General features: G+C 69.2%; 11 protein-coding genes. 4 read left to right on the plus strand and 7 right to left on the minus strand.

All coding sequences use genetic code 11. The features are described 5' to 3' along the window. Window positions 1-210: 210 nt before the first annotated feature. The 3 genes from tsf to secA all read right to left on the minus strand — a co-directional run bounded on the left by tsf (window position 211) and on the right by secA (window position 5244). Window positions 211-864, minus strand: coding sequence for a translation elongation factor Ts (gene tsf / locus LZ199_RS05665; RefSeq protein WP_253992617.1), 654 nt, complete (start codon window positions 862-864; stop codon window positions 211-213). A gap of 159 nt (window positions 865-1023) precedes the next feature. Then, a complete protein-coding gene (gene rpsB, locus LZ199_RS05670) occupies window positions 1024-2007 on the minus strand; it encodes a 30S ribosomal protein S2 (RefSeq protein WP_407667170.1) in 984 nt (327 codons plus the stop codon). Window positions 2008-2400: 393 nt separating this feature from the next. After that, complete coding sequence (gene secA, locus LZ199_RS05675; RefSeq protein WP_253992618.1) at window positions 2401-5244, minus strand: preprotein translocase subunit SecA; 2844 nt, start codon at window positions 5242-5244, stop codon at window positions 2401-2403. Between the two features lie 355 nt (window positions 5245-5599). Between secA and rlmM the strand changes: the two genes are divergently transcribed. Together rlmM and LZ199_RS05685 are read left to right on the plus strand one after the other, a co-directional pair. After that, window positions 5600-6622, plus strand: a complete 1023-nt coding sequence (gene rlmM, locus LZ199_RS05680; protein WP_253992619.1) for a 23S rRNA (cytidine(2498)-2'-O)-methyltransferase RlmM — start codon at window positions 5600-5602, stop codon at window positions 6620-6622. Window positions 6623-6671: 49 nt separating this feature from the next. Beyond that, entirely contained in the window at window positions 6672-7382 is a 711-nt protein-coding gene (locus LZ199_RS05685; protein WP_253992620.1) for a GGDEF domain-containing protein, read from the plus strand. 99 nt (window positions 7383-7481) lie between these two features. Here LZ199_RS05685 and LZ199_RS05690 read toward each other — a convergent pair whose 3' ends face one another. The 4 genes from LZ199_RS05690 to LZ199_RS05705 form a co-directional block, all read right to left on the minus strand. Beyond that, window positions 7482-8399: a M23 family metallopeptidase gene (locus LZ199_RS05690; RefSeq protein WP_253992621.1), complete on the minus strand. Its 918-nt coding sequence runs from the start codon at window positions 8397-8399 to the stop codon at window positions 7482-7484. 215 nt (window positions 8400-8614) lie between these two features. Then, a complete protein-coding gene (locus tag LZ199_RS05695; protein WP_253992622.1) occupies window positions 8615-9412 on the minus strand; it encodes a Stp1/IreP family PP2C-type Ser/Thr phosphatase in 798 nt (265 codons plus the stop codon). A 60-nt stretch (window positions 9413-9472) separates the two neighbouring features. After that, on the minus strand, window positions 9473-11212 hold the full coding sequence (gene recN / locus LZ199_RS05700; protein WP_253992623.1) for a DNA repair protein RecN: 1740 nt from the start codon (window positions 11210-11212) through the stop codon (window positions 9473-9475). Between the two features lie 147 nt (window positions 11213-11359). Next, window positions 11360-14626 (minus strand): DEAD/DEAH box helicase, encoded by a 3267-nt coding sequence (locus LZ199_RS05705; protein WP_253992624.1) that lies wholly within the window; start codon window positions 14624-14626, stop codon window positions 11360-11362. A 135-nt stretch (window positions 14627-14761) separates the two neighbouring features. Between LZ199_RS05705 and LZ199_RS05710 the strand changes: the two genes are divergently transcribed. Both LZ199_RS05710 and LZ199_RS05715 read left to right on the plus strand, forming a co-directional pair. Beyond that, window positions 14762-15748: a 2-hydroxyacid dehydrogenase gene (locus tag LZ199_RS05710; protein WP_253992625.1), complete on the plus strand. Its 987-nt coding sequence runs from the start codon at window positions 14762-14764 to the stop codon at window positions 15746-15748. Further along, window positions 15745-16299 (plus strand): adenine phosphoribosyltransferase, encoded by a 555-nt coding sequence (locus LZ199_RS05715; RefSeq protein ID WP_253992626.1) that lies wholly within the window; start codon window positions 15745-15747, stop codon window positions 16297-16299. The genes LZ199_RS05710 and LZ199_RS05715 overlap by 4 nt, the downstream gene beginning before the upstream one ends. Window positions 16300-16311 lie beyond the last annotated feature (12 nt).

The raw sequence follows: 16311 nt of genomic DNA on the forward strand, positions 1-16311 counted from the left end.
CGTCCGCTTCTATCCCCCGCCTGCCGCCATATCAACGCCCGAGTCGGACACCGCGGCTCACACCGTCAGATGCCAATCGCCTGGAGGGGCCGGAAGGGCCCGCAAAAGGCGAGGGCCGCGTCCCCCGTCCCCTTCTCAGGGGTACGGAGCGCGCGGCCCTCAGGGCCCGACGGCAAACCCTTCACGGCCCGGGGAGGGCCGGAAGACGGCTCAGCCCTGGCCCAGCGTCTTGGCGACTTCGGCGGCGAGGTCGTCCTTCTTCTTCTCGATGCCCTCACCCACCTCGAACCGGACGAAGCGGCGCACGGAGACCTTCTCGCCAATCTTCGCGGCGCGCTCGGTGATCATGTCACCGACCTTCTTCTTGTCGTCCTTCACCCAGAGCTGGTCCACGAGGCAGACCTGCTCGTAGTACTTCTCCATCTTCCCGACGAGGATCTTGTCCAGCATCGCCTCGGGCTTGCCCTGCTGCTTGAGCAGGTCGCGCTGAATCTCGCGCTCCTTGTCCATGTTGTCCGTCGGGACTTCCTCGCGGCGGACGAACTTGGGGGCGGCCGCGGCGATCTGCATCGCCACTTCCTTCACCAGGTCCTGGAAGTCAGGGTTGCGGGCGACGAAGTCCGTCTCGCAGTTGACCTCCACCAGCACGCCGATGCGGCCGCCGTGGACGTACGTGCCGACGAGGCCCTCGGCCGCGACGCGACCTTCCTTGCCCGCCGCCTTGGAGATGCCCTTCTTGCGCAGCCACTCCTCGGCCTTCGCGAAGTCGCCGCCCGTCTCCGTGAGCGCCTTCTTGCAGTCCATCATGGGCGCGCTGGTCCGCTCGCGCAGGTCCTTCACCATCTGGGCCGTGATTTCGGCCATGTTCGGCTCCTGTCTCCACCGTCACGAGGGCGCCAGGCGCCGGGCGGAGCATCGGGGTTCAAGGGGATACCGCTACAGCAGAAAAAAGAGACGGCCGGGTCGCAGGCATTCTGATGCGCCACCCGGCCGCCACGAAACCTGAGGTGCAGCGGGAGGCGACTACTCCTTCGCCGCCTCGCCACCCTCGGAGGCGACAGCCTCGGCCGCGGGCTGCTCGGCGACGACGGGAGCGCCCTTCATCTCCACGAGGGGACCCCGGCGCTCGCCGCCGCCACGGTCACCACCGCGGTCGCCACCGCGGCGATCCCGGTTGTCGCGGCGCGGGCCACGGCGGTCGTCACGGTCGCGACGGTCATCACGGCCCTCGCGCTCCTCCTGCTCGTCGCGCTCCGCCGCGCCAGACGCGCGGTAACGGGCGGCGCCCTCGATGCAGGCCTCGGCGATCTTCGAGGTGAAGAGCTTGATGGAGCGGATGGCGTCGTCGTTGCCGGGAATCACGAAGTCGATGCCGTCGGGATCGCAGTTCGTGTCCACCAGGCCAATCACGGGGATGCCCAGGCGGGTCGCCTCGTGGATGGCGATGTGCTCCTTCTTCGGGTCGATGATGAAGACGCAGCGGGGCAGCTTCGACATCTCCTTCACGCCGCCCAGGTTCTTCTCCAGCTTCTCCCGCTCGCGCTCCAGGGAGGCGACTTCCTTCTTGGGCAGACGGTCGAACGTCCCGTCCTCGGCCATCTTCTCCAGCGTCTTCAGCCGGTCGATGCCCTGCTTGATGGTCTTGAAGTTGGTCAGCGTGCCACCCAGCCAGCGGCTGGTGACGAAGTACTGACCGGCGCGAGCGGCCTCCTCGCGGATGACGTCCTGCGCCTGCTTCTTGGTGCCGACGAACAGCACCGTGCCGCCACGGGCCGTCACGTCCGCCACGAAGCGGAACGCCGAACGGGCCATGGAGACCGTCTTCTGCAGGTCGATGATGTAGATGCCGTTGCGGGCACCGAAGATGTAGGGCTTCATCTTCGGGTTCCAGCGCTTCGTCTGGTGGCCGAAGTGGACGCCGGCCTCCAGGAGCTGCCGCATCGTGATGCCGCCGGCGGCGGCCATGGCCTGCTGCTGCGTCTGCGTTTCCTGCGTGTCGATCGACATGTGTTTCTCCGGTTGTTCCGCCACACCCGGGTGTTGCTCCGGCCGTGACTTCCGGGAGCGAGGACCCTCCTTTCGCAGGAAGTCCTCCACTCACGAGAGCACCGGCGACCGGCACGGGCGTGTGTGAAGTGGGTACGACTCGGGGTTGACACCCTCGACCCCAGACTACGAGGCGGGGGGTCCTTAACAGAACCCTTCCCGGCGGCGCAAGCTTCGCTTCACCGCCGTGGCGGGAAGAAGGCTCATGCCCGCCCCGCCGCCCTCCTGGCGCCCTTTCCAGGCCCCCCGAGGGCGGGGCCGAGCGCTGGAAAGAGGACCGGCGCGGCCCGCCGCCCGACAACCCCGGGCGGCGCCGCGCCGGCGCCCTGCTCCCGACGTCCCAAGAAGGGCCGACTAGACGCTGGCTTCCGCCGCGCCGTGGCACTTCTTGTACTTGCGACCGCTGCCGCAGGGGCACGGGTCATTGCGGCCCACGCGGGGACCCTGCTGGGCGGCGGGCGGACGGGCCGCCGCGGCCACGGAGGCCTCGTCCAGCTTGCCCTCCGCCGTGCCACGGCCTTCCACGGCCTTGCGCTGCTGCTGGGCCAGCTGGCGCTGGATGCGGACGGCCTCTTCCTCCGCGTTGGTGGCGGAGCGGGGCTGCACGCGCATGAGCTGCGAGACGAACTGCGCCTTGATGGCGGACAGGGTCTGGATGAAGCCCTGGTAGCCCTCGCGCTTGTACTCCTGCTTCGGGTCCTTCTGGCCGTAGCCACGCAGGCCGATGCCCTGGCGCAGGTGGTCCATGCCCAGCAGGTGCTCCTTCCAGAGCCGGTCGATGGTCGCCAGGTAGTTGTACTGGAGGAAGCGCAGGAAGTTCTCGCCGAACTCCTCGTCGCGGGTGCGGAAGACCTTCTCCGCCGCCTTGTAGATGTGGTCCTGGAGCTCGTCGCGGTTGCCGACGCCCTCGAAGCCCATCTCCAGGTCGAACGTCTCCTTCACGTTCTTCGACAGGGCATCCAGGTCCCACCCGTCCGAGCCCTTGGTGGGCGCGTACGTGTCCACGGTGGTGACGATGACGTCCTCCAGCGCGTCCAGGACCATCTCCTTGAAGTCCGCCCAGCTCACCATCCGCTCGGAGCGGCTCTTCACGCGCGTCTTCGGGTCCTCGGTGAACTCCACCAGGGGCACGCCCGCGCCCGCGGCCAGCACCTGGCGACGCAGCTTGTAGATGGTGCGCCGCTGCTGGTTCATCACGTCGTCGTACTCGAGCAGGTTCTTGCGGATGTCGAAGTTGTGTCCCTCGACGCGCTTCTGGGCCCCTTCAATCGCTCGGGACAGCCAGATGTGCTCGATGACCTCACCCTCCTCCATGCCCAGCCGCTCCATGAGTCCCTGGATGCGCTCCGAGCCGAAGATGCGCATCAGGTCATCCTCGAGCGAGAGGAAGAACCGGCTGGCGCCAGGGTCACCCTGGCGACCGGCGCGGCCACGCAGCTGGTTGTCCACGCGGCGCGACTCGTGGCGCTCGGTGCCGATGATGAACAGGCCGCCGGCCTTCATCACCTCCTCGCGCTCCTGCTTCGTCTCCGTCTCCAGGCGGGCCTGCGCGGCGACGAGCCGCTGCTCCCAGTCGGCCAGCGCCTCCTGGTAGGCCACCATCGGGTCCACCTGCGGCGCGGTGCCATCCGCCGGGGGCGGCAGGGGCTCGGGAGCCTCCGGCGGGGGGCCCACGGAGGCCTTGGCGAGCACCTCCGCGTTGCCGCCCAGGAGGATGTCCGTTCCACGGCCGGCCATGTTGGTGGAGATGGTGACGGCGCCCTTGCGGCCCGCCTGCGCGACGATGTCCGCCTCGCGCTGGTGCTGCTTGGCGTTGAGCACGTTGTGGGGGACGCCCCGCTTCTTCAGGAAGTTGGCGACCACCTCGCTCTTGGCGATGGACACCGTGCCCACCAGCACCGGCTGCCCGTTCTTGTGCAGCTCTTCAATCTGGGCCGCCACCGCCTCGAACTTCTCGCGCTCCGTCTTGTAGACCACGTCCTGCTGGTCCTTGCGGACGTTGGTGCGGTTGGTCGGGATGACGCGGACGTCCAGGTTGTAGATCTTCGCGAACTCCTCCGCCTCCGTGTCCGCGGTGCCCGTCATGCCGGACAGCTTGGTGTACATGCGGAAGTAGTTCTGGAACGAGATGGTCGCCAGCGTCTGGTTCTCGTTCTCGATCTTCACGCCCTCCTTGGCCTCAATCGCCTGATGGAGGCCGTCGGACCAACGGCGGCCCGGCATCTGGCGGCCGGTGAACTCGTCGACGATGACGACCTCGCCGTCCTTCACCACGTAGTCCTTGTCGCGCTTGTAGAGCGTGTGCGCGCGCAGGCCCTGCTCGACGTGGTGGAGCGTCTCGATTTCGCCCGGGTCGTAGAGGTTGCCCACGCCCAGCCGCTTCTGCAGCTTTTCGATTCCGTCGTCCGTCAGGGACACCGAGCGGTGCTTCTCGTCCAGGGTGAAGTCCTGGTCCGGGACGAGGCCGGGGATGACTTGGTCCACCCGGTAGTACTTGTCCGTGCTGTCCTCGGTGGGACCGGAGATGATGAGCGGGGTGCGGGCCTCGTCGATGAGGATGGAGTCCACCTCGTCCACAATCGCGTAGTTCAGCTCGCGCTGGACGTAGTCCTGCAGGCGGAACTTCATGTTGTCGCGCAGGTAGTCGAAGCCGAACTCGTTGTTCTGCCCGTAGGTGATGTCCGAGCGGTACGCGTCCTGGCGCTGCTTGTCCGACAGCTCGTGGAGCACGCAGCCCGTCGTCATGCCCATGAACTTGTAGACGCGCCCCATCCACTCCGCGTCGCGGCGGGCGAGGTAGTCGTTCACCGTCACCACGTGCACCCCGCGCCCGGACAGGGCGTTGAGGTAGCAAGGCAGGGTGGCCGTCAGCGTCTTGCCTTCACCGGTGCGCATCTCCGCGATGCACCCCTCGTGGAGGAACATGCCGCCGATGAGCTGGACGTCATAGTGACGCTGGCCGATTTCGCGGCGCGCGCCTTCACGGATGAGCGCGAAGGCCTCGAAGAGCATGCTGTCGAGCGGCCTCCCGTTCTGAATCTCCTGCTTCAGCCGAGCCGTCTCGGCAGGAAAGTCCTCGTCCTTGAGGGCCCGCATCCGGCTCTCCAGCTCGTTGATGCGGATGACCTTCTCGCGGGCCTTCTTGAGCTCGCGCTCATTCTTGGTCCCGATGAGCTTCTTCAGCGTCCATTCGATCATTCGTTGACTCTCTCGCGGCCGGAGAATCCTCGAAGGACGGCGGCGAGTGAAGGGAAATCCCTGGAGATGTAAGGGAGGCTTGGTGGGAAACCACGCGCGCCTCTTGAAACTTCCTCTCGGCCGGTTGCCCAGCGCGCATCGGTTCAGAGTAAAGCGGAAAGGAGCCCACGCAATGTCCCCTCCGCGAAATCCCCGCCGCCGGCCTGCCCGGGGCGCCCCCTCGAAGTCCCCTCGTCGCCCTGACCGCCCGGCGCCGCCCTCCCACCGCAAGCCCGCCCCCACCCAGGGTAAGGCGGCCCCTGCACGCACCGCGCCGCCCCCTCCGCCCGCCCCTCCCAGGGCGCGCATTCCCCCCATGCCCGCACAGACGCAGCCTCCCCAGGTCGGGCGGTGGCTGTGGACCTGCCGGGCCGGCTTCGAATCCCACCTCTTCGAGGAGCTGGCCTGGGCCGGCATGGCCCCTCGCCTGCTTGGCGAGGCCCTGGTGGAGAGCGACTCGCAGCCCGGGCTGGTCCCCGCCTTCGCGCGCGCCGCCTGGCGGGTGGTCGCCGCCCTTCCTCCTGGCACCCCGGAGGCCCACGCCGACGCGGCGGCCCGGGCCATCCTCGCCCTGCCAGGAGCGGGCCCCTGGGTCCTCCAGTCCTTCACGCCCGACAGCCCTCGGGGCAACACGCTGGCGGCCCCCGCGGAGGCGCTGGAGGCGGCGGTGCGCGCGCGACTGCCGGCGGAGCGGCTGCTGGAGGACGCGGCGCGGGCCCGGGAGTCCGGCGCCCGGCTGGTGGCGCTGTGCGTGGCCCCCGACGGCGTGACGGCCGTGGGCGCCGTCTCCGCGCGGGAGGCGCTGTCCCTGGCCCCCGGTGGACGGCAGCGGATGCGCCGGGAGGTGGAGTCTCCCTCCCGGGCCGCCATGAAATTGGAGGAGGCGCTGGATGGGCTGGCCTTCGAGCCGGGACGGGGCGATGTCTGCGTGGACCTGGGCGCGGCGCCCGGTGGGTGGACGCAGCGCCTGGTGGCCCGGGGAGCGAAGGTCGTGGCGGTGGACCCGGCGAAGCTGATGCCCGAGCTCGCCTCGAACAGCCGGGTGAAGCACATCCAGGAGAGCGCCTTCTCCTACGCCCCCGAGGAGAGCGCCGACTGGCTCTTCTGCGACATGGCCTGGCGGCCGTTGGAGGTGGCCCAGCTGCTGGCCAAGTGGGGGCGCCGGGGCTGGGCGAGCCACCTCGTCGCCAACATCAAGCTGCCCATGAAGGACAAGAACCCCATCCTCCTGCGCGTTCGCCACACGCTCGTCGAGGAGGGCGGCTGGGAGGGCCTCACCGTCCGGCAGCTCTACCATGACCGGGATGAGGTGACGGTGACGGCCCACCGGCTGCGCTGACGGGAAGCCCCTGCGCGCGTCCTCGTGACGCGCTAGAGATGCGAGTCAGATGCCCTATCCGCTCGACGACGCCACCGCCACCGCCCTCATCGCCCTCCACCCCTGGGTGCTGACCCGCAGCCCCCAGGCGCCCGTGCAGGCCGCCGTCGAGGTGCTCCTCCAGGCCGAGCAGGCCCGCCGAGGCCACCCGGACCCGAAGACGGGCGCGCTCCAGGTGCCCGCGCTCACCCAGGGCAACCTCCTGAAGGAGGAGTACGACCTGTCCACGCACGCGCACCATGACGGGTGGCGCGTGGGCGCGGTCATCGCGGACGTGAAGGAGATGATCTCCCTCAACGCCCGCTTCGGCTTCGCCACCGGCGACGCGATTCTGCGCGCCACCGTGGAGTCGCTCGCCGCGCAGTACCCCGGCGCCAAGGTGCTTCGCCTCCACCCGGACGCCTTCGCCGCGCTGCTGGTCCCCACCTCCCAGCTCACCGTGAGCGCGGACCTGGCCGGCCCCACCCACGAGCGCCTCTCGCGCGACGTGCGCCGCGTCCTCCCCGAGGGCACTCCCGACACGGAAGCGCCGAGCTGGACGGTGAGCCTGCTGGAGGTGACGGTGGACTCGCCCTCGCACTGGCAGGTGCTGGGGCCGCTGCTCTGGGCGGAGCTGGAGCGCGCCCACGTCATGCAGCGCAGCGGTCGCGCCGACGGGCTCCAGCAGCGACGAATCCGGCTGGATGCGTCCATCCCCGGGCCCGCCACGCTGTCACGCTGAGGGAAGGAAGCAGGGCCCCGGGGGCGAGCCTCAAGGGCCCGACGTCCCTGGGACAGCCACGCTCCCGAGCCGGGCTCGGGAGGCACCACACCCCGAGGACTACTCCTCGAGGATGAACTTGCGCGGGTTCTGCGGGATGCCGTTGACGCGGACCTCATAGTGCAGGTGCGGTCCAGTGGAGCGGCCCGTGTTGCCCACCGCGGCGATGAGCGAGCCGCGCTTCACCCTGTCACCGGCCTTCACCAGCATCTTCGCCAGGTGGCCGTAGCGCGTCTTGATGCCGTAGCCGTGGTCCACGACGATGACGTTGCCGTAGCCACCCTCAAGGCCCGCGAACACCACCGTGCCGTCCGACGGCGAGAAGACTTCCTTCCCGTGCGGTGCGGCGATGTCGAGACCCGCGTGCATGACGCGGTCGGCGGTGTACGGGTCCACACGCTGACCGAAGTCGCTCGTCACCCAACCGCGCGCGGGCCAGACGGACGGCGTGGAGGCCAAGAGCGACTTCTGGTCCTGGAAGTACGCCTGCAGTTCCTGGAGGCTCTGCTCCTGACGGGTGGCCTCCGCGCTCAGCTTGTCCAGGCGCCCCATCAGCAGCTTGGGCGTCTCGGTGGTGGTCAGCTGGGTGAACTGGGTGTCCGTCGCCGGCACCTGGGTGCCCGCTTCCGGCTCCGTGGGGCCCATCGCCAGGTTGCGCTGCGGGTCCGACAGCAGCGTCATCGCCCGGAGCTTCTGGTCGAAGCGCTCCACCCGGTCCAACGTGGAGCCGATGTGCTCGATTCGCTCCCGCACCGACTTGAGCTGCGAGCGCAGCGTCAGGTTCTCCTCGCGGAGGATGCGGTTCTCGGAGGCGTCCGCCGCCACCTGGAAGTAGTGGATGCTCGCACCCGCGCTCAGTCCCACCACCAGCATCAACCCCATCCCCACCTGCATCAGGAACGAGCGTTGGATGGTGTACCGCTTCACCGGCGCGTCATGGTCCGGGATCACCATCAACGTGAAGGACTTTTTCGCCACGGGACAGCTCCCTGCTTGCGTGGGACATCCGGCGCCAGAAGCTAAGTCGCTCCCTGTCGCCCAACACCTCCCCCCACCGCCACACCCCGCCGACTTCGTCTCCGGGCGACGTCTGCCCGGATTGGAAACGTTTGGGCAGCTACCATTCAGTTTCCAAGAGTGTCAAGGTCAACAGTGACCTGACGCGGTGTTTGTCGGCCACGGGGCCGGGGACCTCAGGGGGCGACCCGCACCACGATGACGGTGATGTTGTCGTCGCCGCCACGCTCGTTGGCGAAGTCGACGAGGCGCTTGGGCACGTCCTCGAAGCGCTGGGCCTGGGCCACCACTTCGTGGATTTCGCGGTCCTCGAGCATGTTGGCGAGGCCGTCCGAGCACAGGAGGAACACGTCGCCGGGCTCGGAGACGAGCCCCATCACGTCCACCTGGACTTCCTCTTCGAAGCCCACCGAGCGGGTGATGATGTTCTTGTACCGGGAGTGCTTGGCCTCCTCCGGCGTAATCATCCCGGCCTTGATCTGCTCGTTGACCAGCGAGTGGTCCTCGGAGATCTGCTGGATGAGGTCGCCTCGGATGAGGTACGCGCGGCTGTCGCCCACGTGGGCGAAGAAGGCGTGCTCCTCGCGCACCACGAGCGAAATCACCGTGGTGCCCATGCCCGACAGCCGTGGGTCTTCCTGCGCCGCCGTGTAGATGGCGAGACACGCCTTCTCCACGGCCGTGCGCAGGGCCTCCGGTATCGGTGAGTCCTGCAGGTTCGGTACGGACAGGAACGGATTGTCCTTGCCCTCCCGAGCCCGCCGGAGCTCCTTGTCGATGGTCTCGACGGCGATGCGCGACGCAGTACCGCCGCCGGCATGGCCGCCCATTCCATCCGCCACGACGTAGAGCTGGAGCTCATCGTCGATGAGGAAGCTGTCCTCGTTGTGATTGCGCTTCCGCCCGACATCCGTCAGGCCAGCGGAAACAACTTTCAGGCGGGAGGCCGCGGTCTGCCCTGCGGTGTTGGACACACCAATGATGCTATGTGAGACCCACCGATGGGGCAAGGACACGGATGACCTTGCAGCGCGTCAAGCCAATCTTCGGAGGCGGCCACGGGGTCCGCCCTCGGGTCCGGACTCCCTCCGAGTCCTCGGCGCCCCCAGGGAACGGTGGGCCGAGCGCACCAGGGCCTCCGCGGCGCCCAGCGCCTCCCGGGTGACCTCCACGCCGGACATCATCCGGGCCAGCTCCTGCGTGCGGTCCGAGCCCGCCGCCAGAACAGTCACCTGGGAGACGGTTCGCTCCGCCTTCACCGCCTTGCGGATGAGCAGGTGGGCGTCCGCGTAGGCCGCCACCTGGGGCAGATGGGTGATGCAGAGCACCTGACGGTGACCGCTCACCTCCTTGATCATCCGCCCCACCACGTCCGCAATCGCGCCGCTCACGCCCGCGTCGGCCTCGTCCAGGACGTAGCAGCCACACGCGTCGCTGCCCGCCAGGGCCCGCTTCAGGGCCAAGAGCAGCCGGCTCGCCTCACCGCCCGAGGCCACCTTCGCCAGGGGCCGGGCCGGCTCGCCGGGGTTCGCGCTGAAGAAGAACTCCACCTCGTCCGCGCCATCCGGACGCAGCGTCTCCCCGGGCGTCACGCGCACCTCGAAGGCCGCCTTGCCCATGGCCAGGTGCCCCAGGCCCTCGCGCACCTGCGCGGAGAACGCCACGGCGCTCGTCGTGCGGGCCTTGGACAGCGCCCGGGCCGCCTTGCGCGCCCGCTCCTCCACCTTGCGCCGCTCCGTGGCCAGCTCCTCGAGCACTTCCTGGCGGTTCTCCAGCGTGCCCAGCTCCGTCTCCAGCTCGCCGCGCTTCTTCAGCACGCCGTCCAGCGTGGCGCCGTGCTTGCGGCACAGCCGCTTGAGGCCATCCAGCCGCTCGTCCACGTCCGCCAGCCGCCCGGGGTCCGACTCCAGCCCCTCCACGTACCGGTTGAGCCGCCGCTGCGCCTCCTCCAGCTCCGACAGGGCCGTGCTCAGCGACTGGGCCACCGGCGAAAGCGTCGCGTCGCACTTCACCGCGTCGTGCACCAGGCCCAGGGCCCGGCCCACCGTCTCCAGCGCCGAGGCTTCCTCCCCGGCCACGAGCAGCTCCGCCTCCGACCCCAGGCGCCTGAGCTTCTCCGCGCTCGACAGCCGCTTGCGCTCGGCGTCCAGCTTCACGTCCTCGCCGGACTCCGGGTCGATGCGCGTGATTTCGTCGAGCTGGAAGCGCAGGAACTCCGCGCGCTCCCGCACCTTGGCCTCGTCCCCACCCAGGGCCTCCATGCGCGCGTCCACCTCCCGCAGCGCGGAGTACTCCCCGAAGTAGGTCGCGAGCGCCTCCTCCACCTCCCCGTACCTGTCGAGCAGCACCCGATGCAGGCCCGAGTCGAAGAGGCTGACGTGCTCGTGCTGCCCCGCGAGGTCCACCGCCCCTCGCGTCAGCTTGGCCAGCACCCCCACCGTGACGAGGGCGCCGTTGACGTAGACCTTGCCCCTTCCAGTGCGCCCCAACACGCGGCGCACCAGCACCTCCTCGCCCAGGTCCGGAAGGCCCAGCTCCTCCAGGCGCGCGCCCAGCACCGACGTGCGAGCGAAGACGCCCTCCACGGACGCCTCCTCGCAGCCGGCGCGGATGACATCCGCGTCCGCCCTGCCTCCCAGCAGCAAGCCCAATGAATCCACGAGGATGGACTTGCCCGCACCCGTCTCACCCGTGAGGACGGTGAGGCCGGCTCCGAACGCCACCTCCACCTCCTCGATCACCGCCACGTTCGAAATCCGCAGACCCAGCAGCACGCGCGCCCTCCAATGTCCGTACGACGGCCCTGGCACTGAACACCCTAACAGGTCCCCCTGACACTGCACAGGCGTTCCGTTCAGCCGCACGGATGGCGGGCGGGGGGAGGGCGGGGTTCCGTCGGAACCCCAACCATCCCCTCCGTCTCAGGACTGACTCTCGGTGAAGAGCTCCTGGATGTCCTGCTCGGTGAGCGTCCGCGCCATCTCGTCACCCTCTCCACCGAGCACTCCGGCGGCGAGGTCTCTCTTGCGGCGCTGGAGGGAGAGGATCTTCTCCTCCACCGTGCCGCGAGTAATCAGCTTGTAGCTGATGACGGCGCGCGTCTGACCGATGCGGTGCGTACGGTCCGTGGCCTGGTCCTCCACGGCCGGGTTCCACCACGGGTCGAAGTGGATGACGTAGTCGGCCGCGGTGAGGTTGAGGCCGGTGCCACCCGCCTTCAAGGAGATGAAGAACAGGGGCGGTCCGTCCGGGCGGTTGTACTCGTCCACCTTGCCCATGCGGTCCTTGGTGCGACCGTCCAGGTAGAGGTAGCGCAGGCCCTTCTTGTCCGCTTCCTGCTTGAGCAGCTCCAGCATCTCCGTGAACTGGCTGAAGACCAGGGCCCGGTGGCCTTCCGCCACCAGGTCCTCCACCAGCTCCATGAAGCGCTCGACCTTGGCGCTGGGCGGCAACAGCGTGCCCGGAGGCATCTTGAGCAGGCGTGGATCACAACACACCTGCCGCAGCCGCATGAGCGCGGCGAGAATCGACACGCGGCTGCGCTTGAAGCCGACCTTCTCGATGCTCTCGCTGACCTTGCGGCGGCTCTCGTCCATCACCTCGCGGTAGAGGGCGGCCTGACCAGGCTCCATCTCGCACCAGGCGACGCTCTCCGTCTTCGGCGGCAGGTCCTTGGCCACCTCCGTCTTCAGGCGACGCAGGATGAAGGGCTGGATGCGCCGGCGCAGCCTGTCCCTCGCGGAGGCGTCGTTCGCCACCTGGATGGGCTGCTCGTACCTGTCGCTGAAGCTGTCCGCGCTGCCGAGGAAGCCCGGCATGAGGAAGTCGAAGATGCTCCACAGCTCCGACAGCCGGTTCTCCAGCGGCGTACCGGTGAGCGCCAGGCGCGTGTCGCTCGGAAGCGACTTGCACGCCTGCGCCGTGGCGCTGTCCGCGTTCTTGATGTTCTGCGCCTCGTCCAGAATCACGAAGCGGAAGCCCACCTGGGACAGCTGATCCAAGTCCCTTCGCACCAGCGCGTAGGACGTGAGGACCAGGTCCATGTCCTTCAAGTCCTCGGCGCGCTCCTTGCGGTCCTGCCCGTGCCACACCATGGCCTTGAGGCCCGGCGTGAAGCGCTCCGCCTCGCGCTCCCAGTTGGCGAGCACGCTGGTGGGCGCGACGACGAGCGACGGCTTGCGCCCCTCTTCGTTCGCCATCTTCTGCAGGAGGCTGAGCGACTGGACCGTCTTTCCCAAGCCCATGTCGTCCGCGAGGATGCCGGACAGGCCATGGCGGCGCAGGAACCAGAGCCAGGACAGGCCCGCCTCCTGGTAGTGCCGGAGCGTGGCATGGAGTCCCTCGGGCACCGCCACCTTCGGAACACCCGCCGTCTCGCGCAGCTCCAGCATCGCCTGCCGGGCCTTGGCCTCCACCTCGGTGAACTCACCCAGGTCCGCGAGCAGGTCCAACGCCACCGCCTGATGCAGCGGCAGCCGCGTGCGAGAGCGCCCTGGCAGCGCACCGGCCTCTTCGAGCAGGTCCGCCACGCGCTTGATTTCGGCCGGGTCCGCTTCGGCGAACGAGCCGTCCTTCAGCGGCACGAACTTGCGGCCGGAGTCCAGCCACATGCGCACCGCGCCCAGGTCCACTGCCTGGTCATCGGTGACGAACTCGGCGTCCAGGTCGAACCACTGCACGCCGCTCATGCCCACGCGGATGCGCGGCTTGAGCTTCGGACGCAGCCGCACCTTGGGCGCCTGCACCCCGAAGCGCTCCCACTCCGCCGGCAACGAGGCCAGCCCGCGCGCCCAGAACTCCAGCGCCACGTCGCCCGTCGCGTCGAAGACCTGCGCCTGCGCCTCGAAGCGCAGCCCCAAATCCAAGAGCAGCTTGCCCGCGGCGCGCTCCAGGTCCTCTCGACGGCGGTACAGCTTGCGGCTGTCCCCGCCCACGCCGCTGGCGTAGCCCAGGTGCGTGGCCGTGGGTGACACCGGCGCCGTCGTCTGCCCGTAGCGGGCGGCCAGCTGCACCTTCACGCGCTCCGGAGTGCCCTCGAGCGTGAGCACGAAGTGCGGCTCCACCGCCTCGTCCACCTCGATGTCGTCCGCCTTCAGCGACATGCGGAAGCGCGGCAGGTGCGCGGCGAAGAACGTCAGCACCCGGTCCAGCTGTCCCGAGGGGAAGGACATGCTGGGCTCCAGCAGCCACTTGCGCAGCAGCCGGGGCGGGAAGTCGGGCTCCACGGGGTGGAGGTTCTGCGCCTGGATGACCCAGGTGCGCCGACCCGACAGGATGATGACGTCCTTGAGCGAGTAGCTCAGCCCGTCCGGGAAGAGCAGCTCGATGCGCGCTGTGGCGCCATCCGGCCGGGACTCCAGCCGAATCTGCGGACGGATGGGCACCTCCGTGTTGATGAGCGCCGTGCCCCGGTAGATGACCCGCCGCTGGCGCAGCAGGTCCATCGCCTCGCTCAGCTCCTCGTCGGACAGCACGATGCGAGAGTCGTAGCGATGCTCGTGGCGGGACAACGCCATGAAGACGCGCTCGTCGGCCGGGGAGATGCGTCCCCCCGTCTGGAGGGTCCGCTTGACGTGGATGGGGCCCTTGGTCTGCGCGTCCTGACGGCGCACGTCCACGACCCACTGGCGACTGCCCGAGTTCGTGTTCGCCGCCGTCAGCCGGTAGAAGAACTCGTAATCCGGCTGGGAGGACAGGCCCAGCCAGCTCTCCACCTTGGCGAGCGCGGGCAGGTTGACGGCGTCCACCGGAGGGCCTTCCGGCTCCACGGGGACTTCGTTGTCCACCACCTCGTTGTTGCCGTTGGGCGCGGCGGATTCGACAGGGGTGGTGACCACCGGCTGCGGCCGGGGAGGCGGCCGGAAGCGCGCGGCGTAGATGAGCGCGGCGGCCACCACGTGCTTGCAGTGGGGACCATCGACGTTCCACGACTGACACGTGCAGGTGGACGTGGCTCGACCGTCTCCCAGCGCGAGCACGACTTCATAGCGCTCGCCCGTGGAGCCGGCGACCTGCGCGCGGATGTGGTCACCTTCACGTTGGAGCCCGAAGACGCGGCGGGACTCCGCCACCTCACGGCCCTGCTTGAAGATGGTGGGTTGGACTTCAGCCTTCAGGGCCCTGAGCCACTGGGTGTCCTGAGGAGGGAGGGCGTCTCGGATGTCGGCGGTGGATTGCACGGCTGGCACAGGCCCCTGGCTCCTAAGCGCCGGGGAACCCCTGCCACTAGCACAGCAAGAGGGCTCCCGCTCGCGGGAAATTTGGATGAGTCGGCCAGCGGAAGCAGCCACCGACATCAGGCTATGAGACCATCAACGCTCGCCATGGCCCGGACCGTCCGCCCCCGTGTCTTCGTGACCCGCCAGCTCCCTGGAGAGGCCCTCGGCCGACTGAGCAGGCACGTGGACCTGTCCGTCTGGGAGGAGGAACTGCCACCTTCCCGTGACGCCCTGCTGACCCAGGCGGCCCTCGCCGAGGGGCTCGTCACCCTGCTGACGGACCGGGTGGACGCCCGCCTGCTTGCCTGTGCTCCGAGGCTCCGGGCCGTCAGCAACGTGGCTGTCGGCTACGACAATATCGACGTCCCCGCCTGCACCGAGCGGCGTGTAGCGGTCGGAAACACCCCGGGCGCCCTCACGGAGACCTCCGCGGACTTCGCCTTCGCCCTGATTCTGGGGCTGGCCCGGCGCGTGGCGGAGGCGGACGCCTTCGTCCGGGCGGGCAAGTGGCGGACCTGGAGCCCCACCCTCCTCCTGGGCACGGACGTGTACGGCGCCACCCTGGGTATCGTCGGCCCTGGAGCCATCGGCTCGGCGGTGGCCCGGCGGGCCCGGGGCTTCGGGATGCGCATCCTGTACGTGAGCCGCGAGCCGAAGCCCGCGCTGGAGGCGGAGACGGGCGCCCACCAGGTGGACAAGGCCACGCTCCTGGCCGAAGCGGACATCCTCACCCTGCATGTCCCGCTGACTCCCGCGACGAAGCACTGGGTGGGACGCGCGGAGCTGGCGGCGATGAAGCCGGGGGCGCTGCTCGTCAACACGGCGCGCGGCGGAGTCGTAGACCAGGACGCGCTCGTCGATGCGCTTCGCGACGGAAGACTGGGCGGGGCGGCCCTGGACGTGACGGACCCCGAGCCCCTGCCTCCGGACAGCCCGCTGATGACCCTGCCCAACATCCTGCTGGCGCCGCACATCGCCAGCGCGTCACATGCCACCCGGGGGCGCATGGCCTCCATGGCGGTGGACAACCTGCTGGCCGCGCTGGAGGGACGGCGGCCACCCCACTGCGTCAACCCGGAGGTCTTCGAATGACCGCGCCCGCCGTGAGCATCCCCGACACCACCCTCGTCGCCGACCTGAACGCCCGCCTGCGCGACGTGCCCGACTTCCCCAAGCCCGGCATCGTCTTCAAGGACATCACCCCCGTGCTCGCCGACCCGCGCCTGTTCGGCCGGGTCATCAACGCCATGGCCGCGCCATTCCGGGGTCAGCACCTCACCAAGGTCGTCGGCGTGGAGGCCCGCGGGTTCCTCCTGGGCGCCCCCATCGCCCTGGCGCTGGGCGCCGGCTTCGTCCCCGCGCGCAAGCCGGGCAAGCTGCCCCACCGCTCCATCGTCGAGCGCTACTCGCTGGAGTACGGCGCGGACGGCGTGGAGATGCACGAGGACGCCATCCTCCAGGGCGAGCGCGTGCTGGTCGTGGATGACGTGCTCGCCACCGGCGGGACGGCGGAGGCCACCGCGAAGCTGGTGAAGCGACTGGGTGGAGAGCTGGTCGGCTTCAGCTTCCTCATCACCCTCGACTTCCTCCAGGGCCACAAGCGCCTGGGGCACGACAAGGTGACGACGCTGCTGACGTTCTGACGCGCTGAAGTG

Origin of the sequence: Myxococcus qinghaiensis (assembly GCF_024198215.1) — a bacterium.
GTDB lineage: Bacteria > Myxococcota > Myxococcia > Myxococcales > Myxococcaceae > Myxococcus > Myxococcus qinghaiensis.

Coding starts and splice junctions, on each gene's coding strand:
- tsf (WP_253992617.1), bottom strand. CDS start 864: ATGGCCGAAATCACGGCCCAGATGGTGAAGGACCTGCGCGAGCGGACC.
- rpsB (WP_407667170.1), bottom strand. CDS start 2,007: ATGTCGATCGACACGCAGGAAACGCAGACGCAGCAGCAGGCCATGGCC.
- secA (WP_253992618.1), bottom strand. CDS start 5,244: ATGATCGAATGGACGCTGAAGAAGCTCATCGGGACCAAGAATGAGCGC.
- rlmM (WP_253992619.1), top strand. CDS start 5,600: ATGCCCGCACAGACGCAGCCTCCCCAGGTCGGGCGGTGGCTGTGGACC.
- LZ199_RS05685 (WP_253992620.1), top strand. CDS start 6,672: ATGCCCTATCCGCTCGACGACGCCACCGCCACCGCCCTCATCGCCCTC.
- LZ199_RS05710 (WP_253992625.1), top strand. CDS start 14,762: ATGGCCCGGACCGTCCGCCCCCGTGTCTTCGTGACCCGCCAGCTCCCT.
- LZ199_RS05715 (WP_253992626.1), top strand. CDS start 15,745: ATGACCGCGCCCGCCGTGAGCATCCCCGACACCACCCTCGTCGCCGAC.